We start from the raw sequence: 24,860 nt of genomic DNA, 5'->3' as shown, positions 1-24,860 counted from the left end.
ATCCTTATTCCTCACTTAATGATTCTAATATCGTATATGCCTTCTCATACACAGAATCTACAATAGACCTCGTTTGTGAACTATTAATGTTTTTTATATCAACATTTAACTGAGTCACTGCGTCAGAAACAGATCCAAATATGTATTCACTTAATTGATCTTGAATGACTTGAACAGTTCCAATATCATCCGGAAGAGAAATTATTTTATTTCCAATATCATTAAGCAATCTTTCTTCTATAACTTTCGCCATATATGTTTCGGTAAAAACCAAAAACTGCTCTTCGGAAATATTCTCAATTGGGACATCACTTAACTCTGGCATTGATTCAATAGTTTCAATGTATGAACATCTCGCGATACCTTCATCTGTAGAACCGCCATCAGGACAAACGAAATCCATGATTTGCAAGAATACATCACCAGCATTTTTACCAATTAATTCTCCAAGTCCGAATTTCCTGCTGGCAGCTTCAACACCCCTGCTCACCATAGTCCCGACGACTGACATCAAACGTGCGCTACTGCTTCTTGAAGCACCTAATCTAGTAGTGGCACTATGTGCCCCACCTAATGATTGTCTCACGTAATTTGAAACTGACTTACCTAGATTTCCACCGTTTCTTCCTCCAGAATTCACGAATCTTGTAAATTCACCTCTTGGAACTCGGAATCTATCAGGATCAGCTTGAGCTGGCACAGCATTATTGCTATTGTTGTTTTCTCCATTATCTATAATGCCCGAATTATCATCTAGCCAAGATGGCACTAAAGGTGTCTTCCCATTTTGCCCTTGGTTCCTTGTCGATGTACCCATTCTTTTAACCTCTCTTTTTAACCGTGTTTAAGGCAGCTTTTACAAACGGGCTTCCTTTTTGTGACAATATCGCATAATATGCATTTAGCTTCTGCTTTTCTGCTTCATCAACAATGCATTTATCCCATCCGCTGCATATCCAAACTCCTACATGCTCCATATCGAAGGAGGAAATCAAGCTGATTAATTCACTTTGAAGTTCTTTATGAAGCTTCACTAAGGCAATAACTCCATCAATTCCGTCAGGCTTTTTAGAACCATCACCCTGCCCTAGAATCTTTTGAGACAAAATATCAAATACGTATTTAGCCTCTTCAGATGTCAATCCGGCGATTTTGTCATTTATACTTGCGATGAAGTATGCCGAGGAACATAAGCCATCAATGATGAAACGTAGTTTTTCAGACTTGATTTGGCTGAAGAAATAGTCTTTTTTCTCTTTACTTGCGAAATAATACGGTCTTAAGTCTTCTCCACCCAAAGAAGGTTCTGATCGTGCCCAATCACACAGAGGTTCATTTGATGACCATTCTTTACACTTTTCGCTCAAATGGATTTTTTTTTCTAGTTTACTTTCTGTTGATTTCTGTTTTGCATCTATACTTTCTACTTCCGATGCTGTAGCTTTCGCAGTCTCAATTTCACCTTTCAAATACTTTTCTAATTCATCAAGTGGTCTACACTTCCCATCTTCTGATGTTTCATATGCAATATCTTGATATATTTCGGCCATGAAGTACTCAATCAGCATCATTTTCGCAAGAATCGGCAACTTAATCTCATCGCCAAACCCTCTTGCTACTGCGATTTTATACCTCAACAATAGCATGTTAATGAATCGTTTTATTTTTCTTGGATTTCCACTTGTATCTTTTGCTAATATAGGTGCAATCTGAGTTGATACAGCAATTTCATTTGCGACTTCACCGTAACCTTCAGATAGAATTTCATGCAAATCACCGACAGTAAGGCCTTGGTTTTTCCATGGCTTTTTCATTCTTTCAACAGCAGTTTCTAGGACTTTGTTAAATGACTCATTGTCTTCACTTAGTTTTGAGCCAATCAATAATAATGTGATATACATTTTAGATTCAATTTCCCCCAAAGCAGGGAGTCTAAAAGGTACCTGAATTAATTTCTCCAGATAACGTTTTGAGAATTCTTTACTTAAGTTATTGTCATAAGCTTCTGGGAAATGCTTCTTTACGGCGTACTCTATCATTGATTCATCAGCAGCTATTACAAAGGCTGTTGAATTTGAAAACATAAATAATCTAACAGCCTCTAAAGTCTGTATTGTTACTTCCGGCAAGCAACGATCTAAATCGTCTATGAGAATAACCAATTTTTCAATTTCTGATTTTTTTAACAGATCAGAAAATGCTTCTTGAAACTCTGTAAATTCTTTCGTTGTAGATGTGTCTTCAAAAACCTTAGAATCCTTTAAGTACTGACCTACCGTATCAATTGTGCAATTAACTTTTTCAGCATCAGCAAGGTCGCCTTTCAGATTGTCAATTATGCCAGTCAATAGACCTATTGGCGGTACACCGGTAGCAGCTGTTATGGCAAAACTGCCAGCACCTTTTGCGACATTCAACCAATTGATGTTTTTCCAAACCTTTTTTACCGCATCACTACATTTACTCTTTAGATTTCTCTTCGCGACAAGCTCAGAAACGATTGCACTCATAAGTGCTATTTTTGCATCTTCAAAACCTTGGTGCTTCCACCCATTAAATTTAATGCATTCTGTATTTTCTTTTCCTTGAAATTCGTCTTCGACCATTTCGAGTACACTTGATTTTCCAGCGCCCCAATCCCCATGAATACCAATTGATATCGGTTTATCTTTACTTTCGATAATAAGTTCAACAATCGTCTTAGCTATGGCCCGATTGTTTATCATATCAACTTTTGTTTCGTTATCGGATAATATCATCTTGATCCCCCCCTGCCATGTAGAGTTTTATATCATGCAATATAAATCACATAAGTTATTTGCAAATACTTCTTACTTGATTGCTATGAACCGTAAGTATATCAACTAATTTGTTAGTGGCAAATTTCTTCAACCAAACCCGTTTTTGCCAACATTTCATAAAGCTCATTTATTTTTTTATTGCTTTGTTTATCAGTAAACCTTGTTTTTCTAGAACTACAAAATGTAAAATCTACACGTTCTTTAGCTCTTGATAGGGCTACGAAAAATGTACACTTATCTTCATCTGGCTGATTTTTGAAATTCCAAAAGGCAGAGTCTTCTAGTCCAATAAAAAATACTGAATGATATTCTAATCCTTTACTTTTATGAATTGTCATAATTGGAATCGAGTTTTCACCCATAAAATTATCAACAGCAACTTTCCAATCATTTGAAACCAAGTACTCCATCCACAGCAACCTCTTAAAATCAGATATTATCTTCAAATAATAAGCTTTGTTCTTAAACTCCGGGAACATTGCAGCAAGCCTGTCATACGATAATTTATCCAGAATGATATCGATATTTTGATTAAAGATCTCCACATCAGTAATATCATCAATATTTTTGGAGAATGTCAAAATCATTTCGCTCAACTCGTTTTCAATACGAACAAACTCTTCTGCTTTTGAATTTTCATCCAAAGATTCAATTTCACAAAAGAAATTATTTATGTACCTCCATGCATGAGGATTTGATTTTGGCACAGTAAGGATAAAAATCAAAGCCAGAATCTTAACAATTTCTTCCTTCAGCAAATCTTGATAGACAGTTTCATTTCGTGCCCTAATACCACTAATCTCAAGTCTTTTAATTATATTTTCACTGTAAGCATCCACAGTTTGTTTAACAAGAATACAGATATCACTGGGCTTGATACCATTTTTAATCAAATCGGCTATTTCATTGCATAAAACATCCGTTTCGGCGTATTCATCATCAAAAAACCTCAGGTAAGCTTCGCCCATTTGATTGTCCCATTTAGGAGAAGGGTGAATATCAGTTTCTTTCTCATTTAAATTCGCATACATTGCTTTTTGTATTTCTACAAGACGTGGTGCTGACCTATGATTCATTAATAATATATCTTTTGTAGCCTTGAAATCACTTAAATAATCGTCAAACACGGTCTTCCTTGCACCTGCCCAAAGCATAATCCGTTGTTTACTATCACCTACAGCAGTAAATACAGCTTTAGAGTCTAGAAAACAAGCTTTAATAAGCTCATATTGTACTGAGGTAGTATCTTGAAACTCATCCAAAAAAATATGGCTATACGTTAATTGTAATGACTTTTTTATCATAGGATTTGTTCTGATAATTTCAGTAGCTAACTTCGAAATAGCTAAAAAAGATAGGATACTTCCCCCATTGTTTTCACTGTTTTGGCCTATATCATAGTTTTTATTGGGCCTAATATTAGTAGGCAATCCATTCATAAAACGATCTAGCAGCGATTTTGCAAATGCATCAAATGTCATAGAATCAAATCTTGAAACTAATTCTTTACCACATCTTTTCTCAACACGGTCTTTTAGATTAAGAGCAGCATCCTTCTTGAAACTTATAGCAAGTATCTTTTGGGGATTTATACATGAGTTGGTTTCCAACAAAAAACTAGCTCTTTGTGCCAATAGTTCTGTTTTTCCTGAACCAGGACCTGCCATTACTAGTTTATTCGTATTAGAAGTAGCAACAAGCATTGCTGCATCTTCTAGAATAAAGCCATCTGTAGGCATCCACTCATTACAATTTTTCCATTGCATTGCATTCACCCCTATATATAACACTAGTTTGATTTTGTGATAATCTCATTTACAAACTTTTGTAAGCAATCCGGGAAGTCTTCAAATATTATATCCTCATTTTCCGTAAACAAGACACGATGAGTAGTAGGTTTCCCTCTATTTAAAAAGAAGTAATTATACCAGATCATTAGTTCCTTTTCTACTTCACTATAAGTAGCTCCATCGCCGCCTTCATTTTTCAATGTCGCACGCAAATCGGATTGTATTCTCTTTTCTAACAAGTCCTCATATTCTTTTGAATCACCGTCTTCAATATCGGGTTTGTGAATTTTGCCATACCCTTTAATATAAGGACCTTCACTACTAGCTAACGTAGCCACATATTTTTCTTTAAATTTTGTCAACATTGCAAAATCAATATCTAGCGGTGTTGAAAAATATACATCATACTTTTCTAACATTTCGATCCAACCGTCGATATCTTCATAACTTGTCCATGTATGCATATCATTAAATTCATCTTCGCTTAAAACCCCATCGGTAGTATCTAAGAGTTTATCTCGATTCTTGCCATTTTCAATTAGTTGCTGAATTGAATATTTAATTCGCCCCCAACCTCCTCCATCGCGTTCTTTGTCGAGGTCAAGTAGAGTTATAAACGGTATATTTAAATCACTCAACAATCTCCAGAAATGATTTACATGTCGCCCGCCTAACGGAACTACAGAAATTTCCGTAGTATCAATTCTAGTATTTTTCAGTTCTAACATTTTCTTTAGTATTATTTCCTCACTATCACCTTCACCTAAAACAACTAATTTCGCAAAATACAATTCAGGATAGGCAGTTACGGCTTCTTTGATATATTTGAATTGACTTGCCTCCTTTTCTTCATTCGGTAATGTTAATGCTCTTATTTCAGAGCATTCATTAATCTTACAAGTTCTGAAGTATCTTATGTTAGTAGGATCTATTCTTTTAATAATTGATGGTGAATGAGAAGTTACCACCGATTGAGAATTTGCCTTTGCTGAGATAGTTTTCAGCCTTTCGATTACTCTTCCTAGAATTTGAGGCGATATATGGTTTTCGGGTTCTTCTACGGCTACAATAGTTAATATCGGAGGTAAAAGATCAAAATGCTTTGATGCTCCTTTTGACACTATTTCTTCCATGATTTTTTCTTCAATATCAAGCATTGTATCAACAATAGAGAGATAGAATAATGATCGTAGTCCATCCCCTAGTTCTTCAGTTTTAAAGCTTCTCGCAGTTTGAGTTGGTGAAAAAGTAACCTCTACCTTTTTCAATATAGTTTCTAGATCTGAGCTATTAAATTTAATTTTTGCATTAGAATATCTTTGGTCTTTATGGTACTCATTCCATTGAGTATCTAATGAGTCAGCTAACAAGAGTATTGATTCTTCTTCTAGAAATGCCTGTTCTACTAATTCCGTTCTCTCAATGATTTTTGTTTTTGATTTGTCTGACCATTTGATACTATTTAACAACCGGTACATTATCGAACCAGATACATTCTTAAGTTGCTCATTTGGTTGTCTAATTGCAGGGATGTAAACGATTTTGATTCGCTCTAACTCTTGGCGATTCGCTTTATGACAATCAGATTCTTCGAACTCTGATGATCCTGTTGTTATATAGCTAATTTTGCTCTCCACAACGCCATCTGGGTTTGTACTTTTTTTCCACATTGCATCAAGTCTAACTCTTAAAAACGGTTTTCCTTGTGGTGCATCGATAACGAAGTGCTTGAAAAATACTGGAACGTCAAGAGCATCTTCTTTCATTAGAGAATTATCAAATGTAAAGTAAGCTTCTATGAACATTTCATTTTCATTTATACTTTCGGGGTTCTGACTAACAGGGATGTGAAAATCAGCTCGTTCAATATTTCTATCTGTTGCTTTATCACCAAACATCTTTATTAAAGATGTAATTAACGCAGTTTTTCCACTACTATTATGTCCAATCAATCCGGTTAAGTCGTCAATTAAGATAGTAGTAGGTGTCTTCCCAAAGCATCTATAATTGCTAATTATTATCTTTTGTAATTTCATAATGATCCCCCTTGTGTTTTATATCTCTGCTGCCCCGACGAAGTCTTTTCTATCGGTACAACCCCTATATCATCTGTCTTTATATAGTTGAGAAATAAGGTACCAAGGAGCAATCGATCACTTCTAGAAATCCGGTTCCATTCGTATCCCTTGAACAGATCTCTTAAAAGGAATATTTCCCCGGATAATAGATTTGATAATTCAGCCTTTGCTTTATCTAATAATTCATTCACAGTTGGCATTTTCTTACCTCCCACACGGATAACAATATCAACAACATTGTTATGTTAATTGTACCCCTATGAGAAGATTTTCACAAGAAGATTTGACCAAATATTTGGAAATTATACCATCCACAACATCCTGAATTCTACCTGCATCACAGTCTCTTCTTCTTCAGACCAGAGCTGCTCCATTTCTTCTCTGGTTGCTACTGCTATGTCTTTAGGTTCTGCCTCTTCCATCTGTATTGGAGCAAGGTGTGGAATAATCTCTCGGCACAAATTCTGATCCGGGCAATTCATAAGAAATCCACCAAATACAGACTCACAAATCAAGTTGTCACACATATCCGTCATGATGATCTTATCCGCTGTATAAGCATTCTTCCCAATGAAATTGGCAATGTTTTCTGCTGTCATCTTGAACATATAATCTGTATGCGTTCAATGATCTTCTCTATTAAAAACACAGACATATCCAAGGTTACCGTCTTCCATCAGTTCATATAGTTCATCTCGCGTCATCGTCATTTCTCCATTCATAGTGTTGTTTGGACAGCGGTTTAGTTTCACAGACTTAGCCCATCCAAACAGAAAAACCGCAGCTACTTATTCAGCCACGGCCATTGTTCCTTTTCTGTTATTCCTATTTATTAGTCTTCGTAATAGTCCACACTCTCAGTCATTACAATCCCAGAGTGAAACTGTATGGTTATTTTCATGCCCTTATTGACCTTGATGCTGTAGATCAGTCTTTTCACAAGTTCTTGATCAAACCCTCTTACCTCTGGGTTTACAGCCTTGATTGCCTTGTCCAGTTCATCTATTCTTTCAGCATAGTTCTCAGCTTGCTTCCGTGCCCTTACAAGCTGTATTTTCGCCTGTTTTAGCTCGTTTATCTGCTCGGATAACTTTCTGTATGCTTCATCAAACTCTTCGCTGACAGCGCCTTGTCGTGCGTTATCTTCGATGAGCGACAGCATCTGTTTTTGCAAGGCATCGATCTGGTCATCGTATTCCGTTGTAACCCCTTTGGTGCTATAGTTACCGATGACTCGGATCACATTCTCTCTAAAGGTTCCGATAAAATCGCCGTTATTTTCGACCACATTATTGATTGCCTTCATGATTGCATCATGCAGTTGTTCTTCTTTCAGAGTTGGAGAGTGATGACATTTGGAGCTTGTCCCCTGTTTCAATCTATCCTCGCAGCGCCATACTGCTGACTTTTGACCGTATTTGGACCATGTCTGTCTTCGATACGAGTGTCCACATTCTCCGCAAGTCAAGAGTTCCGTCAGCACATATTTTGAGCTGTATTTGCTCTTTTCTTTCTTGGCCTTATTCGCCTTTCTTGTTACTGCAGCTTTGTTGAGACTTGCTCTTCTGGCTTTTTCAACCTGTACTTGGTGAAACAGCTCTTTCGGAATAATCGCCTCATGGTTGTCTTCGATATAGTACTGCGGCGCATACCCTTGGTTCTTGACCTTCTTCTTCGTGAGGAAGTCGATGGTGTAGGTTTTTTGCATGCAAGCATCTCCGCAGAACTTCTCGTTTGAAAGCATCTTATCGATGGTGCCAGGATGCCAGTTTTCGAGTCCTGTCACGGTCTTTATGCCGTCATCCTGTAGCCCTTTGGCAATCTGTATAATGCTTTTCCCTTCCAGATACTCTCTGAAAATCCGTTTAACAATCACCGCTTCATCCGGGACGATGATGAGGTTACCATCGGCATCTTTGGTGTAGCCGAGAAACTTCTTATGGTTTACCGATATGATGCCGTTTTCAAATCTTCTGGTTAAGCCCCACCTTGTATTCTCGCTGATATTCCGGCTTTCCTCCTGAGCCTGACTGCTTAGGATCGTAATCAGGAGTTCGCCACCGCTTTCCATGGTGTTGACGCCTTCTTTTTCGAAGATTACCGACACATTTTTTTCTTTAAGCTTTCGTATGCATTGCAGGGCATCGACTGTGTTTCTAGCGAATCGGCTGACCGATTTTGTCAGTACCAGATCCACTTTTCCAGCCATGCATGCATCGATCATGGCATTGAAATCGTCACGTTTCTTTGTCTGTGTGGCACTTTTGCCATCATCAGCGAATATTCCGGCACACTTCCAGTTGGGGTTGCTATTGATTTTTTCTGTATAATAATCGACCTGTGCTTCATAACTGCCTTCCTGCTGTTCAAGAAGCGTACTGACTCTGCAATAAGCGGCTACCCTTAGTGTTTTCTGTTCTACTCTCACATGCCTATCATATTTCATTTGAGGCGGTATGATTGCTACCGTCTTTTTTGCTACTGCCATGGTTACCATCCTTTCTTTGGGTTTCTATGGGTCGTTCTACGATGATGCCACCTATAAATTCAACCGCTATCTTGGTTTCTTTATAAATGGTCATTTGCTTAATAATCGTTTTGAACAGTTCCTCGTCAAATTTCGTCAAGGTGATGTTTTCCGCAAGAGCTTCTTTCAACTTCTCAGCATTTCTTGATTGATCATATACTTTAGCCCCTGCATAGTAGAGCTGCGCTCTTCTGATTATCAGTTCTGGCAGCTCCGGATTCGAGTACTCACCTTCTAGCTCCAGTTCCTTAATCCGATTTTCTGTCTCTCTTAAATCTAAGCTCATCTTCGGCGGTTCTTGCGGTTTGATTTTTTCGATCAGCCACCTTTTCCTTAATAGTTGATTGGTGGCTTCTATAAAAATCTCTTTCAAATCCTCATCGGTGAAGAAATGGTTTTTGCATAAAACTCGGTTTTGGTAGATATAATGTTTGCATTTCCATTTGACTTTTTCAGAAGGCTTTCCAGCGTGCTCGATGTACTTCTTGTAGTTTTCACCACATTCGCCGCATCGGATCATACCGCTGAAAACCGTTTGATTTCGAAGAGCTTGTACTTGCTGTGTTCTACTGAGCTTTTTCTCTACTCTTACCCTTCGCTCCTGTGCCTTTTTAAATGACTCGTCATCAATAAGTCTTGGATATAATTCGTCCCCTTGATACCTGATGTTCTGCAGGATCTTCCCCACTGAACCATGATTCCAATTCGGCTTCTTGTTGGCATTTAGTACGCCTGTTGCGGTCAGGTCTTTTGCGATGGCAAACATAGATTTCCCAGCGATGTAATCTGTAAAAATTGATTTTACGGTTTTTGCATGTTCCTCTTGTATTTCAACTGCTCCATTCACCATCTTGTATCCCATAGGCATATGTCTTTGCATGATTCCTGCTCACCACCTGTTCCTGCCTTCTCTATCAGCTCCAGTCCATTAATCAGTTTGAAGGTTATTGTATTCTTTTGACCGATAATCACCTGCTCCACTGTATGGCTAAAGAGGCTTTCATCATAGTCCTCCATAATCACTGGGTTATACCGGATGATTTCAAGCAGTCTTTGAGTACCAGCGATCTCCTTTTCGAACCCATTGGAATCCAGAAGGCTGTTCCTTTTTCTCTTCGTTTCTTCAAGTTCAACATTCAGTGCATTTTGTTTCTGTATAAAAAGAACAGAGTCCACATATCCCTTTTGCACTACTCGGCTCAGGATATGGCTCTGCTCAGTCAGTTCCATGATCTTATGGTTTAATTCTTCAATTTCAGTTTCTTGTTCCTTATTGATTCGAAGATTCTTAAGGGAGTCCAGCATCGGGATGAGTATGTACCCATAATTGCTGACCAGTTTGTTCCACATCGTCAGGTAGGCATCTTTTATGATATCCTCACGAACAGGTTTCATTTGGCACATCGCACTGTTCTTAATGTGGTTCGTACAGCTCCATTGGATTTTCTCGTAAGGCTTACCGATGTAGATCTTTTGCCTTTTAAATGAGCCAGTGCATTCACTGCACATGATTTTTCCGCTGAACTCATACCTGTTTTGATATTTATCACTGTGGTCATTCCCCATCTGTTTTCTTCGATATTCATAAATCTCTCGAACCAGCTGTCCTTGTTCTCTGGTGATAATCGGTTCGTGGTTATTCTTAATAAAAAACTGAGGCATCTCGCCACGATTTCGTTTCTTCGTGAATGGAAGTACCTCAGTGGTATAGGTTTTCTGTAAGATCAGATCACCTTCATATATAGGATTTTGGAGAATTTCTTTCACTGTACTTTCATTCCAAGTTTCTGCAGTTCTAACGGTTGGAACTTGGTCTTTGTTTAAATCTCTTGTGATGACGTAGGATCCTTTCCCGCCCAGATACTCCAGGTAAATTCGGCGTACTATTTCCGCCTCATCTTCTTTAATCACCAGTTCGCCATCTTCATCCTTCGTATATCCATAGGCCACTGTGCTGAGCCTATAGCTGCCATCCCTGAATCTCTTCTGAATACCCCAGCGGTTGTTGGTCGAGATGCTCTCTGATTCCCCTTGTGCCAAGGAGCTCAAAATCGTCAGCATCTGTTCGCTTTGCTCTGATAGGGTGTTGAGATTCTCTTTTTCAAAGTATACTGTAACTCCAAGGGATTTCAGTTTCCGGATGGCTTCTATGCTATCCACGGTGTTTCTTGCAAATCGTGTCACCGACTTCGTAATGATGATATCGATATTGCCATTTTCGCATTCACGCATCATTCGCAGGAATTCATCTCGGCTCTTAACCTTTGTTCCACTTTTTGCTTCATCCGCAAAGATGCCGACAAACTCCCAGTCCTCACGTTTTCCGATATAGCTTTCGTAATATTCCATTTGAGCTACGTAGGATATGTGCTGCTTGGTGGAATCCGTGCTGACTCTGCAGTAAGCACAAACCCGTTTTTTCGGTCTGAGAGTTTGGATGACATTCTGTCTCACCGGTTCTATTATAGTTACTTTCTTTGCCATATGTGGTTTCCTCCTTTCTGGGCATGTGCCCCTTCTTAGCAACACACAATACTCCAAAGGCTGGAACATAGCAAGTGTTTTTACGCATATACCTTAGCAAGCTGTGGGGAGAAGGATTGGCGGTTCAAATGATCGATTTTTTCGTACTCTTCCTCGCTCACGATGCCCCTTCTCATCAGAATGTCTAACATCTTCAGTGCCATTTTATATTGAACTTCACCCTTGGATTGCTCTCTGGTCATTCCATGAAGTTTCGCTTCTTCTTCCCCGATTTTAGTTAAATCAAAAACCATATCTTTTGCCTCCAATCTTTCATTTTGCTTAATATCACAAAAATAGGGATTGCCTTTCTCCTGACACCCACATCCGCGAACACCAGAAGAAAGCAAGTCTATAGACTCTTGCAATCCCCATGGCTTCTGACATTAAGTCAGTTTTTATTCGTTCACACACTGTATTTGACACAACTTCCCCAGTGCATAGCCTTTTTCAAGACTTAAGGGCGGTTTCATAAACTGAGGTCAGTTTACCTCATCATAGGATTCTCACCTCCTCCGGGATCTCCGCAGGCTGCCCCCATTGCGATGTCTATGGCTGGACAGAAGTATCATTGTAGGCTGATGAGGTTATGGCAAAACAGTCGAACTGTTTGGAACCGTAGTTCCAACGCTCTGCTTATGGATCAGACGGACCCGCTCGCACCTTATTGTTGGCCGCATTTATAAAATCAGAAAATCTCCCAAGAGAAAAAATCCATTTGCATTGATCAGTTCTGACCTTACAGGTGGTCAATGCGCATCTACCCGTGTCGCTCACCCTTTTCAGGCCCATCAGCTAACGTATTTATGAAACCGGATATTCATTTTTCAAGGTTCAAATGAGAAGATGAGAAGACCCCCTCACTTACTTCCACGACAAGCGAAGGGGTTGAGCGGATTTATTTTTGATTTTCCAAAAGTTTTTTTAGCTTACGAAGTATTCTCGCTTTCCTGTCATTTATGGTTTTCTGAGGAATTCCAACGTTCTTAGCGTATTCTCGTTCTGTTAAGCCTTGGTAGAACAGCGCATGAATCATTTCTAATTCTTCAGCACTAAGTAACCCCAGGCTTTCTTTAAGCTTAGCAATCATCACAGCCTCGATTGCCATGTCTTCTACATTTGTCTCATCATCTACAAACTGAACATCCGCATCGATCAACCTTTCCAATGAATCCTCTCTGCTTGGAATAAAAAAAGCGACTTGCTTGGTTTCATCCAAAACAAATCGCTCTACTTTAAGGTCATATTCTAAATATCTAAGTTTTCTCTCACTTCTCTTTAAGACATTTATTACTTCTTTACTTGCAGTTGGGTACTTTTTTTCATAATCTGGAATTCGCATTTTAATTAACATAATATTTTCTCCTTAACATGTTTTGCCAATTACATCAATCTAACTCAGATATAAGGAGGTGAGCGACATATAATTAACTTAAAAAAGATTGAATTTTTCATTTAGTCTCCTGAAATGTACAAAAAAAACCGAGAGTAACATCTTGTTAGTCTCGGTTTAATGTATTAATATGATTTTTTTATCAGCATCAAAAATTGAAAAGAAAAAACCCCTGACTAACATGCTATTAATCTCGGGCAGACTCATTTTAGTTCGCACATACGTCCTAATTTTGCTGAAAAATATATTTTAAATTCCATTGGAAATTTTCACCTATTTTAGTTATCTAGCTTATATTTTCCTATTTTCCCATTTAAGTCAAATGCTAAGTCTGCTAATTTTTTTGCAGTTTGATCCATTTCAGTAATCGCTTCAACTTGAAATAAAGTATTGGAAGAAATCTCCTCACATGATGCAACAGCTTCTTCCGATATTGAAGAAAGAATCTCAATTGACTCTATGAAAGACTTTGAGTATTCCTGTATATACTTTATCGCTTCAGTCTGATGAGTTAACATACTACCAATCTCAGTAGTTCCTTGTGAAATAGATTGGAAAGATTTAAATGTTTTATCAGTTGCACTCTTTTGTTCCTTAGATATTGTTTTCATAAAGTCCATAGACTCTATTGCCTTATTAGACTGCTCTTCCATCAAACTAAGGTGTCCATTAATAGCACCAGTTGTGCTTTTACTCAAATCAGCGAGTTTTTTTATCTCCTCTGCAACAACGGTAAAACCTTTTCCTGAATCCCCTGCCCTTGCTGCCTCGATCGCAGCATTTAACGACAATAAATTAATTTGGTTTGCAATTTCCTCGATTGAATTTAGCATATCTGAAATCATATTTGTAGATGTTATCAAGTTTTCCGTAGTATTATAAATTTGCGTTAGTGCCAAGTCTGATTTTGATGAAATAATCTCTAATTCACTTATAATCTCAACTCCATATACATTCAATTTTTTTATGCCATCATTATTTGATAACATGACAGTATGAGAAGTTGATATGTCTTGAATACATTCTTTTAACATTACTGTTTTATCAAGGCCTACTTTTACAACATTGGCTTGATTTATAGCACCTTTTGTTATTTCATCTACCGCAGTAGAAATTTGCTCTGTTGATATAAGATTTTCTGTTGTTTTATTCTTTAAAATCTTTGAAATGTCAGTAATTGATATTGAAAGCATTGAAAAATCTAATACTAATAACCTAATTTCTTCGATTATACTATTTACCGAGTTAGAAATTTTCCCTAATGAGCCATAAGACCGTGACTTTAAAATATGTGAAAAATCTCCGTTTTTTATAATATTCATTTCATCATCAAATCTTGTAAATAAGGTATTTAGCGATTGATTTATAAAAAAGCTCACAACACATGACAACAAGATGCCTATTAATGTTAAAGAGAATAAAAAAACAATATTCTTACTTAAAAGCCAAGAAATCGTTCCGATGAAAATACTTGTAATGCATAATGTAACAAAAATAATAGCAATTAAATTATAATTTTTAATTTTTCTAATCATAATTCTCTTCCCCTTCAAATTAAATTTTACTAGATAAGTCCTTAAAGTTTTTCTCTAGGTTCTTCGAAATCTCAAACTGGAGATTTGTATCAATTGTAATTATCCATTTGCTTTTTTTATTTTCGATAATATTCATATTTCATAGCTCCTAATGCTTGTAGAAACTCAATTATCATATCAAGGAATTTAATTTAGCTTGCTGTCATTAATACCATTGAGCTTATTATTTTTTTTTAAAACTGATTTTGCATTTCAGCATCATATTTTCTTTTTCAAACTACTTAAACCGTATTTTTCAAATACAAAAATATCAATAAATACTTGTTGAAGAATTTGGTATATATTCCCTGTTATCCAATATAGCCCCAGTCCGGCTGGCACAGTAAAAGTTATAATCCCGCTCATGATAGGTGAAAGAAAAATCATGTTATTTTGCATAGAGGCTTGTAGCTTATTATCACTTGCTTTCAGATTGTCTTTCATCGAATATCTCACAGAAATATAAGAAGTTAATCCCGACATTAAAGGGATCAAAAGTAGTAGATACGCATCTAAATCTGTGCCGGGGGCAAAATAATTTGAAGGAATCCAACTAGGAACAACCCCTAAATTAACACCAAAAAAATTCATATTAAGTAGTTCCTCTGCTTTTAACAGGTATGATACATTTGAAAGTTGCTCTGGATTGCTACTAAAATAATTGATTATATTCAAATCTTTTATATTCCCCATATTCTCCGCTCCGGATGGTATCAGAGCATAAATCTGATTAATTGACTCAGCAGATTTTCCCATCATATACTTTAAAGGCTCAGAAATCACATAATATAGAGAAAATAGTATAGGCATCTGAATCAAAATTGGAAGACAACCTCCTGCCGGGTTTACTTTATTTTTTTGATATAGCTTTATCATTTCTGCACTTTGCTTTTCTTTATCATTACTGTATTTCTTTTGTATTTCCTGCACATGCGACTGAAGCGCACTCATTTTCGAAGTAGATTTTACCTGCTTTATTGTCAGAGGTAGCAACAGTGTTTTCACTCCTACAGTGAAGAGTACGATTGCTATCCCATAGTTTTGAAATGCAATGTTATCATATATAAACTTCAAGATAAATCCCATTGGGATAGAAATAAAGTCTAGCATAATAGCTTTTATCTCCTTCCTAAAAAATGTATTTTAGTTCTATAATTATTGTTGAGAATATCGCCTTACAGTTCGTAATTACTTAAAAAACTGTCATCTCACTGTTTTTTTGAAGCAGAGATAAATGTGCTAACGTATTTATATATTGTTACAACAAATGAATTTTATTATTATCGTAAAGATACTTTATAACAACAATAGTAATTGGTAGCGCTACAAGCCCAACAAATCCAAAGATTTTGACCCCAACATACATACTAATCAGCATAACAAGGGGATGCAATCCAATCTGCGATCCTATCAACTTCGGTTCTAATAAGTTTCGAACAATTGTTATAGTAATATATAAAGCAATCAGTCCTAAAGCAATCGGAAAATTACCCTGTATTAACTCAATAATAACCCAGGGGATAATAACTCCACCTGTTCCAAGTACTGGGAAAAAGTCGATAATGGCAATAAATGCTGCAACCATGATTGCCCCTTCCACTCTCAGGAGAAGCAAACCCACCGAAAGTTCAACAAATGTGACTGCCATTAATTTTGCGTATGCTTTCACATACTTAAAGCCAATTGCAGTAACCAATATTTTTAATTCGACTAGAAAGCTAGAGTTTTTAGGCAATAGTTTATTAGAAATATAAATAAATATTTTATTGTAATCTATTGAAAAATATAAAGAAGAAATGACTGAAAATATGATTCCTAAAAATAGCCCAGGCAAAAATGATACCGAAGTAGAAATAAACTCAATCACTGTTGAAGAGACTTTACTAAAAACCAATCCTGATGATTGAGATATAGAAGCAGCCATATCTTGAATCACTTGAACCATCATTGGATCAAGTTTAGAGGAAGCTTTTTCGACACTATCAAAAATATTACTAAATGAAGGTTCAATTTGAAGCGCATATATTTCTGGAAGTCTAGCAATAATGCTCTTTATTAAAACTAAAAAACGAACCCCTACTAATGATACAAACAAACCAATCCCGATGTATGATAATAGAATCAAGAAAACTGCAGCTAATTTTTGCGGAATATGTAATTTGCCTGATACAAATTTGATTGCCGGTCTTATAAGGATTGCAATTAAATATCCTATAATAAAAGGCATGACCAGAATAAGAACATATTTAAGGAAAATATATATAATTAAGGTGATAAATGTAATATACACAATGTTTATAATAAAATCTTTTTTTTGGCTTATCGTCATATATATCTCCCATCTACTCAAGGGTTATTTTATAGTGCTTTCATATAAGATTTATTAATCAAGTAAATAAGAACAAAATCATTCCTATTTTCCTGCCACTTTACGATTATACTGAAGTAAGTGAAACCTCCATCGAAGCCTATCTTTTAGCACTTTATCTTCGTTTTTAAGTCTGACACTCTTGGTAAGTTCATCCAAAGCTATGGCTTAAACTTACTTCGAACACTTTTCTGTACTCTTCAATATTCATGGAAAATTTATTAATGTCTACTCTCAGACTATTGGCTGTTGAGTCAAATATCCTATAGTTGAAGTGATGAGGGTTTACATGTTTTATTTCATCTAATCTGAGCCTGAAAATTTTAGTAAGCTCATCTATGGATTATTCATTATGCTCACTACAACCTTGAATATCTCTATTTTATCCATCTTTTTGGTGCTGTTTGCCTAGTTGAATGTTGATTAGTTGTCCTTCCATGAATGGGTAACTTTATGGAACGACCTCAACTGATAAAATCTATTCCATAGTTTTAGAACCGCTATAACTTATATGCAAGAGTGCCTTTATATTGGTACAAGGACATTAGCTCTAAAAATGCTCTAGTAACCGTGTCATCCCGATTCAGAATTTTTAACTGATTATCTGTACCTATGACAAGAACTCAGTTTGACATTCCAATTTGCTATACTGAGTAGACATGTCAAGAGTGTGTAAATGAATCCTGTGTATGCGGTGAAAAATCGAAACATGTTGTATTCATTGCGCCAATACTGATTTGCACTATACTTACTATGATAGGTACTAAAGCATACGGAGTATATATTGCAAGGAAATTGAGGATTATATCCTCAGCTGAAATTTTTTCAACCGTTAAAGTTCTCAGTGTAGCCTCAACGTAACCGCAATATCAGAAATATTCCCCAAAGTGATATCCTTCTTTCTGATATCATCGCCCTATTCTTTGTCACATCACCGTTTTGTTAATAATCTTGCCATGTCGTCAATGAGTAAAGATATTTGTTGGCACACATTACCAATTACCAGGAATTTTAATTTGTTCTTTCAAATCGTCTCCTTGTGTGTTTTAATAAATTTCTTAACAGCAGAACACTAAAAAAACTGATTCTAAATGGCATTACATTAAAAGATTATGTACAGTTATAATTTAAGCTGCACTAACGTTTATTCAAGTCTAATTATCTATTCATTTTAGGTTCATTTTTTATTATATTGAGATAAATGACAGCACTTGCTATCACCATGCCTGACTTTCTTGAGAATTGGAACAATCACAAACATTTTTTATTGCTTGGATTTGATATACTAGTTTGTCTTAATCTATAAAATCCTGCTATCCATCGATTTAGGGCAGGTAGCAGGATTCTTTAGTAAATAATTTTCAAAAATGAAAACAACAACTCTAACTCTTTAAACAATTAAAGGCAATTGTTAACATTCCAGCACCTGTATGAGCTCCTATGACTGGACCAACAGGGGTTATAATAATTTTAGTTTCTGGAGAAAGTTCATAAATAGCATTTCTAAGTGTTTCTGCATCTTTTAGGCAATTACCATGTCCAATGATAACAATCTCATCAGAAGATTTCTTTCTTTTCAATCGAAAGCAGCTTATTAAAGCATTTATTGATTGCTTCCTTCCACGTTTTTTATCAATCATTTGCAAATTACCGTTCTCATTTATTTCTAAAATTGGTTTGATCTGAAGAGCTGTACCAACAATAGCATTAGCAGTTGATATACGACCTCCCCGTTTCAGTGTACTTAAATCATCGACTATAAACCAGCAACAAGTCTGTTTTCGCTTTTCCGTCACCCAATTTGCAAGGTTTTCCAATGTCATTCCTTCTGCTTTTTTTCTATAAGCCTCATATACAAGAAAACCCTCCATCACAGAAGCGGCAAGCGTGTCAATACAAATAATGCGTCTTTCTGTGTATTGCGCACTCAATTCTTTAGCGCTTAAACAGGCACTCTGAAAAGTTCCTGACATGCTTGAGGAGAAACCTAAATATAAAATGTCCTTCCCCTGTAACAAAATTTTTTCAAATACACTGTTAAACACAGCAGGAGGGATTTGCGATGTACTTGTATCAGCTCCTGTTTTCTGTAACTCATAGAAATCATGTACACTAATTGTTCCATCAGGTCCATACAAATAAGGAATCTGATTGAGTCGCACTTCCATCGGAATTACGTATACATCCCATAGTTTCCAATCCATATCTGCAGTAGCATCAGTAATAATCTGATAGGAAATCTCATCACCGCCTTTTACACACATTTTGAACACCCCTTACAGAAATCACCTTTATACCAAAGCTGGTCTGCCTCGGGTTCCCACTGTTCAGCATATTTAACTGTCCTAGCACAAAGTTCTTCTACACTTTCCGGCGATTGAGGGTCAGTTGAATGTGCCCCTGTCTTTTTAACCATTTCACATAAGATTTCAGGATTTTCTAACATCGGACAAGGGCGCAACATATTATCATTGAATGGCTGGCCATTATGATAAGCCATAAAAATAGGAGATTGTAGTGCCTCCAGCAAAGTACAATCATGAATATTTGCATTTGAGTAATGGATAAATACACAAGGATCAACATCTCCTGCAGCATTTATATGAAGATATCTTCTTCCACCAGCAATGCATCCCCCAACATATTGAGCATCGTTTTGGAAGTCTATAGCAAAGATGGCTTTTGTTTTTCGGAATTCTCTTATACGCTTATATAACTCTATACGCTGTTCAGGGTTTACCATCAGTTCAGGAACAGCTCCAGTTCCCACAGGCATATAATGAAAAAACCATACAAAAAGTGCTCCCATATTTATGATCATGTCATAGAATTCTACACTGGTAACATCATTCCAGTTAACACTGGTATAACAAACAGAAACTCCAAACGGTAGCTTGTTGTCTTTAAGCAATTGCATAGCATCCATCGCTTTTGAATAAACGCCTTTTCCTCTGCGACTATCGTTTGCTTCTTCAAAACCTTCTAAACTGATCGAAGGTATAAAATTTTTTACACGCAACATTTCCTTGCAAAAGTTTTCATCAATCAAAGTAGAGTTTGTAAAACACAAGAACATACAGTCAGAATGTTTTTCGCATAAACGAATTAAGTCTTGTTTTCTTACCAAAGGTTCTCCACCGGTATAAATATATAGATAAGTACCCAACGCTTTGCCCTGCTCAATTATTGAATCCATATCCTCATAAGAAAGATTGAGTTTATGCCCATATTCTGCCGCCCAACATCCAGTGCATTTCAGATTGCATGCAGACGTAGGATCCAATAGAATAGCCCAAGGAATATTACAGCCATATTTTTCGCGATTTTTCTCCTGTTCTGGCCAGCCAAAAATATTCTCATTCATTATAAAATTGCGGAAAAATGTACTTCTTGTATCAGCGTCCAGCTCATAAATTTTCAACATTAACTGATACCAATTGTCTTTTTTTTCAATTGCATTCATAACAGCCTTGCGCTGCTCTACAAATTCTTCTTTTTTTAAGATATGATTCACTAAACCCGCAAGTTTAGGTATATTTGTTTCCGGATCCTTTTCCAGATATTTAATCGCTTGTTCAAAACCAAAAGTCTTTGCTTTATCACTTAAATTCATCTTAAATTCTCCTTACAAAATAAACTTTTATCCAACCTATTTGAATTCCATTTTCATAACTTAGGGAGATTGAACAGAATTAAACATGAAAGCTTGCAATTCTTTCCAACACAATTTTGCAGTTAATCTGCCGTGTTGGTAATAAGCTTCCAACTTGTCCGAATCTGTTTCAAAACGTTTGATCTCAGGTACTGAGGGTCGTATCACAAATACTTTTCCTTCTTCTTGAAGACTATCTAATAGCGCAAGCTGCTGTCTATACATTGCCGGGCGATTTAAAATAGTTTCAATTAATTGTGGAAATTCCTTATAAAATGTTTGATACAATACCTTTAGATATGAATTCATTGTTGGAACATTGCCCCTACTACGGGTTAAAATAACCACATTTTTGAAAAAACCCTGTTTCATTGCACGCTTGATAGGTATGGAGTCTGCCAATCCTCCATCCAAATATTTATTATCATCTAGTTCTACCATTTTGGAAAAAAGCGGTACACTAGCTGAAGCTTTGCCCAAAGTGGAAAGCCGATGCTCATCACTGTTCTCATGAAGATATTCCGGCTTTCCTGTATTGCAATTCGTTACTACAAATTCTGTTGTAATTCCGGAATTAAAAAATGCTCTGAAATTAAAGGGGAGCTGACTATACGGGTACTCATAAAAAATCCGGTCAAGGTTTATTAAGGATTTTGTTTGTAACAGTTGATTTATACCAAGATACTGATCTTTAGCATCTCTTTGTATCATGCAGTTTTTTGTATAGCCAATTTGTTGTGCTGCATATCCCAACAAATTACAAGCTCCTGCGGAAACCCCAACTATATAAGGAAATTTCAGCCCTTTTTCTATAAAAAAGTCTAATACTCCAGCCGTAAATATGCCTCTAAGAGCACCACCTTCTATGACTAAACCTATATTGTTTAATTCAATTCCATCTTCTTTCATTTCACTTCCACAATCAGTCTGATCTGATTTAAAATGCTGAATTTTTTATTTAAAAAGCCATCACGAATTTCTCTTTCCAAAATAAATCACTCCTTCCTTTTTAATTACTCAAATATGTTGCAAGTTTCGTGTTAACTTTTATTTTACTCGATATAACTTCAATATTGAGAGGAAGCTCCTCACCTTTTTCACCATCTATATCTGTACCGATTTGATTGTCTGATTCGATGAGCAGTTTTTGTGTGTGAAAAAAAACAACATTTTTATTTTCTGTATGCTGACCAGTCATAACTTTGATCAGAAGAGGAGCAAGATCTATAATGGGCATTTCTTTAAAAATAATCACATCAAGTAGTCCGTCGTTGATCTCAGCTAAAGGTGCGATTCTCTTGAATCCTCCCGCTGAACGCCCATTCATCACAAGGATGAAGAATACTCTATCTTTGGAAGAATACTCTTCGCTTGTAATCTTAATCGAAATCGGTCGCATATTTGGAATTTCTGATACTCCTTTTAGATAATAAGATAAAATACCTATAGTATTTTTAATAATAGGATCCGTCTTCTGGCTGACATCTATAAGAAAGCCCATTGATGCAACATTGACGAAATATTTATTGTTCATCTTACCGATATCAGCGTTGATGTAGTACTCCTCTAATGCGATATTCAACATCCCATCGATATCGTTAGGTATGTCAAAACAATATGCAAAGTCATTAGCTGTCCCCACTGGAAAAATTGCCAGTGGCAGGTTGATATTGTTGCTGATCATGGCATTGATAAGAATATTAATTGTTCCGTCACCGCCTGCAACAATGATTTTTTTGTACTCATTCTGATCCAATGTCTTAAATACTTCATTGAATATTTCCTTGTAGTCTGCACGTATAAGAATTACCATTATCCGTTTTTTTTGAAACCTTTCAATTATCAAATCCAAGTGATTTTTGAACATTCCATTTCCTGAATTAGGATTATAAAACAAAAGGACTTTATTCTTTTTGATCATTTTTCACTCCCTTTCTAATTCTTCTAATATTGTAATAATAAAACATCATCTTTTGCGCATATTAGTTCTTTAGCATACTCGTCACCTATCAAGTAAAATTTTAGTGAATCTAAGATATTTATTGTAAACATTCCCTTTATTTGTGAGAATCTCCTCCAAAACGACGACTTCGACATTGATAAGCACTGAGCGCTTCATTAAAACAGTTCTCATCAAAATCAGGGAAAAGAACGTCGATAAAATACATTTCTGAATAAGCAAGCTGCCACAGCATAAAATTACTGATACGAACTTCTCCGCTTGTGCGTATCAGTAAATCTATCGGCGGTAAATCGGTATAAAGGTATCGGGTAAAAATTGTCTCATTGATATCTTCTATAAGCAAAGCTTTATTATTTACTTCAACAGCAATTTCTTTGCAAGCATCGACAATTTCTGCTTTTCCTCCATAATTAAGACAGAAATTAACAGTTGATGCTGTACAATCTTGTGTTTCAGATGATAAATAATCCATGGCATCAATTACGTAAGGAACAAGTCCATCTCTTCTTCCGGAAAAAACAGCTTTAATGTTCTCTTTTTTCATTTTTAGACCCAGCTTAGAAAAATTCTTACAAAAAAGATCCATCAAGTAATCAATTTCTTTATCATCTCTGTTAAAATTCTCAGTCGAAAATACGAAGAGACTTATATACGAAACGCCTAAATTTACTGCATACTCAATCACGTTTTCCATACGTTCAAATCCATGCTTATGCCCCATAAAGGCAGGCATGTTGCGTTTTCTCGCCCATCTTCTGTTTCCATCAACAATAATCGCCAAATGGTTAGGTATACTACTCTGATCCATATTTTATTATCACCTTATCCTATTATTTATTCTGAAACACATTCTCTACCCAGATAACAGTTGATTCATCTAGTCTTCTATCTTTTTCTTTGCAGAAAGTTTTTTAATCTTTTCTTTTATCTGCAACCGTTTGAGTATTTCTTCATAACCAAGAATCTGGATGTTTGGGAATGCTTTAAAAAACCGCAATTCATTTGATTCAAATTTTACATTAATGTTTTGGACTCTGATAAAAAGCCCATGACCTTTTTCAATGACAGATGAAACTGGTATACTCCAAAACTGATCAGTGAGCTTAGAAAATGTTCCATCAGCTTTATCATAAATTGCATTATGGAGTATGCTCAGATGTTTATTAAGTCCTTTCCAGTTACCGATTGTAATAACAGTGTCAATCCCTATGATAATCAAAAGACCAAGTGCTAATCCGTTTAGCAAGCTTTCATTTATAAGAGCGGTAAACTTCATAATATTGGGTTGCACTAAAAATCTGATAATTACAACACCGCTACCAAAAATAATACCTCCATATAAGCAAATCCTTCCATGTAGCTGAAAAGGCATATTGCTATAATCCCACCATCTAGCATGAAAAATTTTCTCCATGCAGTAAGAGGTAGTATATTCTACGATACTGCATAAAACCGCTGCAATTACAAAAACCTCAAAAATATTAGTATTGTTCTTTAACACTATCCAACACAAAATTGCACCAGTTCCATATATAGGGCAATATGGCCCAAGTAAAAATCCACGGTTTATAAATCGTCGCTCTCCAAAAATCGAGCAGAAAAGAGATTCATAAAGCCATCCTAATATGCTATAGAAAAAGAACCAAAGAAATAATTCACTTAAAATCATACAAATGAGCTCCAATCCCTTTTTTTAGCTTTATATCTTCCATAGATAAAGTTTCTCTTAGAGCGCAGAATTTATCGGCAGCACATATAATCCAACTCTCTAGATAATATGGTGGAATAAGTGTTAGCGGAAACATATGTCGAAGTATAATATTTTCCTCTTTTGCTGTCAGTTCAAAATCCTCTAAAGCATTCTTCAAAGCTTTTCGAGGATGGAAAAAGCCATGCAGTCGATATCCATTATTTTTATCATGCCAATCGTATAAAAAGTAATCGTGTAGCAGAGCACCTCTAATCAGTGAATCATAATCTACCTTAAAATTGAATTTACATGAAATCCAACAACTCGCATATGCTACAGCAATACTGTGTTCATATATATTTACACTTCCATGTTGCCTATATTTAATCGTTTGTGAGAACCGTGAATCTTCACACATCTGTTTGATGTCCCTCTCAATAATTAGTACACATTCTTTTAAATCCATATTTAACAAGCACCTCCTTTTATTCCTCATCTGTT

Annotated in this window: 22 protein-coding genes; all 22 read right to left on the bottom strand. The window is 36.1% G+C overall.

What is annotated here, in order from left to right; translation table 11 throughout:
- Positions 1-4: 4 nt before the first annotated feature.
- Entirely contained in the window at positions 5-817 is an 813-nt protein-coding gene (gene qatB / locus KHM83_RS10585; protein ID WP_213236983.1) for a Qat anti-phage system associated protein QatB, read from the bottom strand.
- A 4-nt stretch (positions 818-821) separates the two neighbouring features.
- Complete coding sequence (gene qatA / locus KHM83_RS10580) at positions 822-2,759, bottom strand: Qat anti-phage system ATPase QatA (protein ID WP_213236982.1); 1,938 nt, start codon at positions 2,757-2,759, stop codon at positions 822-824.
- Between the two features lie 113 nt (positions 2,760-2,872).
- Entirely contained in the window at positions 2,873-4,567 is a 1,695-nt protein-coding gene (locus tag KHM83_RS10575) for a UvrD-helicase domain-containing protein (RefSeq protein WP_213236981.1), read from the bottom strand.
- A 23-nt stretch (positions 4,568-4,590) separates the two neighbouring features.
- Positions 4,591-6,627, bottom strand: coding sequence for an ATP-dependent nuclease (locus KHM83_RS10570; RefSeq protein ID WP_213236980.1), 2,037 nt, complete (start codon positions 6,625-6,627; stop codon positions 4,591-4,593).
- Complete coding sequence (locus KHM83_RS10565; protein ID WP_213236979.1) at positions 6,624-6,869, bottom strand: single-stranded DNA-binding protein; 246 nt, start codon at positions 6,867-6,869, stop codon at positions 6,624-6,626. The genes KHM83_RS10570 and KHM83_RS10565 overlap by 4 nt, the downstream gene beginning before the upstream one ends.
- Positions 6,870-6,971: 102 nt before the next feature.
- On the bottom strand, positions 6,972-7,268 hold the full coding sequence (locus KHM83_RS10560) for a resolvase (RefSeq protein WP_246543026.1): 297 nt from the start codon (positions 7,266-7,268) through the stop codon (positions 6,972-6,974).
- A gap of 233 nt (positions 7,269-7,501) precedes the next feature.
- Entirely contained in the window at positions 7,502-9,166 is a 1,665-nt protein-coding gene (locus KHM83_RS10555; protein WP_425513871.1) for a recombinase family protein, read from the bottom strand.
- Positions 9,105-10,076 (bottom strand): recombinase family protein, encoded by a 972-nt coding sequence (locus tag KHM83_RS10550; protein WP_246543025.1) that lies wholly within the window; start codon positions 10,074-10,076, stop codon positions 9,105-9,107. Before KHM83_RS10550 ends, KHM83_RS10555 begins: the two co-directional genes overlap by 62 nt.
- Positions 10,040-11,680 (bottom strand): recombinase family protein, encoded by a 1,641-nt coding sequence (locus KHM83_RS10545; protein WP_213236977.1) that lies wholly within the window; start codon positions 11,678-11,680, stop codon positions 10,040-10,042. Before KHM83_RS10545 ends, KHM83_RS10550 begins: the two co-directional genes overlap by 37 nt.
- Positions 11,681-11,760: 80 nt before the next feature.
- Complete coding sequence (locus KHM83_RS10540; protein WP_213236994.1) at positions 11,761-12,087, bottom strand: SHOCT domain-containing protein; 327 nt, start codon at positions 12,085-12,087, stop codon at positions 11,761-11,763.
- Between the two features lie 530 nt (positions 12,088-12,617).
- The gene (locus KHM83_RS10535; protein ID WP_213236976.1) at positions 12,618-13,073 is read right to left on the bottom strand and encodes a sigma factor-like helix-turn-helix DNA-binding protein; all 456 of its coding nucleotides are present in this window, start codon (positions 13,071-13,073) and stop codon (positions 12,618-12,620) included.
- A 317-nt stretch (positions 13,074-13,390) separates the two neighbouring features.
- The gene (locus KHM83_RS10530; RefSeq protein ID WP_213236975.1) at positions 13,391-14,647 is read right to left on the bottom strand and encodes a methyl-accepting chemotaxis protein; all 1,257 of its coding nucleotides are present in this window, start codon (positions 14,645-14,647) and stop codon (positions 13,391-13,393) included.
- Positions 14,648-14,905: 258 nt separating this feature from the next.
- A complete protein-coding gene (locus KHM83_RS10525) occupies positions 14,906-15,796 on the bottom strand; it encodes a YidC/Oxa1 family membrane protein insertase (RefSeq protein ID WP_213236974.1) in 891 nt (296 codons plus the stop codon).
- A 148-nt stretch (positions 15,797-15,944) separates the two neighbouring features.
- The gene (ytvI, locus tag KHM83_RS10520) at positions 15,945-17,015 is read right to left on the bottom strand and encodes a sporulation integral membrane protein YtvI (protein ID WP_213236973.1); all 1,071 of its coding nucleotides are present in this window, start codon (positions 17,013-17,015) and stop codon (positions 15,945-15,947) included.
- A gap of 190 nt (positions 17,016-17,205) precedes the next feature.
- Positions 17,206-17,376 carry a 3-oxoacyl-[acyl-carrier-protein] synthase III C-terminal domain-containing protein gene (locus KHM83_RS20025; RefSeq protein ID WP_425513873.1) on the bottom strand — a complete coding sequence of 57 codons (171 nt, stop codon included), beginning with the start codon at positions 17,374-17,376 and terminating at the stop codon, positions 17,206-17,208.
- A gap of 1,060 nt (positions 17,377-18,436) precedes the next feature.
- Positions 18,437-19,318: a DegV family protein gene (locus KHM83_RS10515; protein WP_213236972.1), complete on the bottom strand. Its 882-nt coding sequence runs from the start codon at positions 19,316-19,318 to the stop codon at positions 18,437-18,439.
- A complete protein-coding gene (locus KHM83_RS10510) occupies positions 19,309-20,667 on the bottom strand; it encodes a radical SAM protein (protein ID WP_213236971.1) in 1,359 nt (452 codons plus the stop codon). The genes KHM83_RS10515 and KHM83_RS10510 overlap by 10 nt, the downstream gene beginning before the upstream one ends.
- Positions 20,668-20,727: 60 nt before the next feature.
- Positions 20,728-21,615: a patatin-like phospholipase family protein gene (locus KHM83_RS10505; RefSeq protein ID WP_213236970.1), complete on the bottom strand. Its 888-nt coding sequence runs from the start codon at positions 21,613-21,615 to the stop codon at positions 20,728-20,730.
- A 100-nt stretch (positions 21,616-21,715) separates the two neighbouring features.
- Positions 21,716-22,627: a YegS/Rv2252/BmrU family lipid kinase gene (locus KHM83_RS10500; RefSeq protein WP_213236969.1), complete on the bottom strand. Its 912-nt coding sequence runs from the start codon at positions 22,625-22,627 to the stop codon at positions 21,716-21,718.
- Positions 22,628-22,763: 136 nt separating this feature from the next.
- The gene (uppS, locus tag KHM83_RS10495) at positions 22,764-23,477 is read right to left on the bottom strand and encodes a polyprenyl diphosphate synthase (protein WP_213236968.1); all 714 of its coding nucleotides are present in this window, start codon (positions 23,475-23,477) and stop codon (positions 22,764-22,766) included.
- A 69-nt stretch (positions 23,478-23,546) separates the two neighbouring features.
- Positions 23,547-24,338, bottom strand: coding sequence for a putative ABC transporter permease (locus KHM83_RS10490; RefSeq protein ID WP_213236967.1), 792 nt, complete (start codon positions 24,336-24,338; stop codon positions 23,547-23,549).
- Entirely contained in the window at positions 24,325-24,825 is a 501-nt protein-coding gene (locus KHM83_RS10485) for an HD domain-containing protein (RefSeq protein WP_246543024.1), read from the bottom strand. The genes KHM83_RS10490 and KHM83_RS10485 overlap by 14 nt, the downstream gene beginning before the upstream one ends.
- Between the last annotated feature and the right edge of the window lie 35 nt (positions 24,826-24,860).

The organism is Fusibacter paucivorans, assembly GCF_018390735.1.
GTDB classification, from domain to species: Bacteria; Bacillota; Clostridia; order Peptostreptococcales; family Acidaminobacteraceae; genus Fusibacter; species Fusibacter paucivorans.
This window is presented reverse-complemented; position numbering and strand designations above follow the sequence as displayed.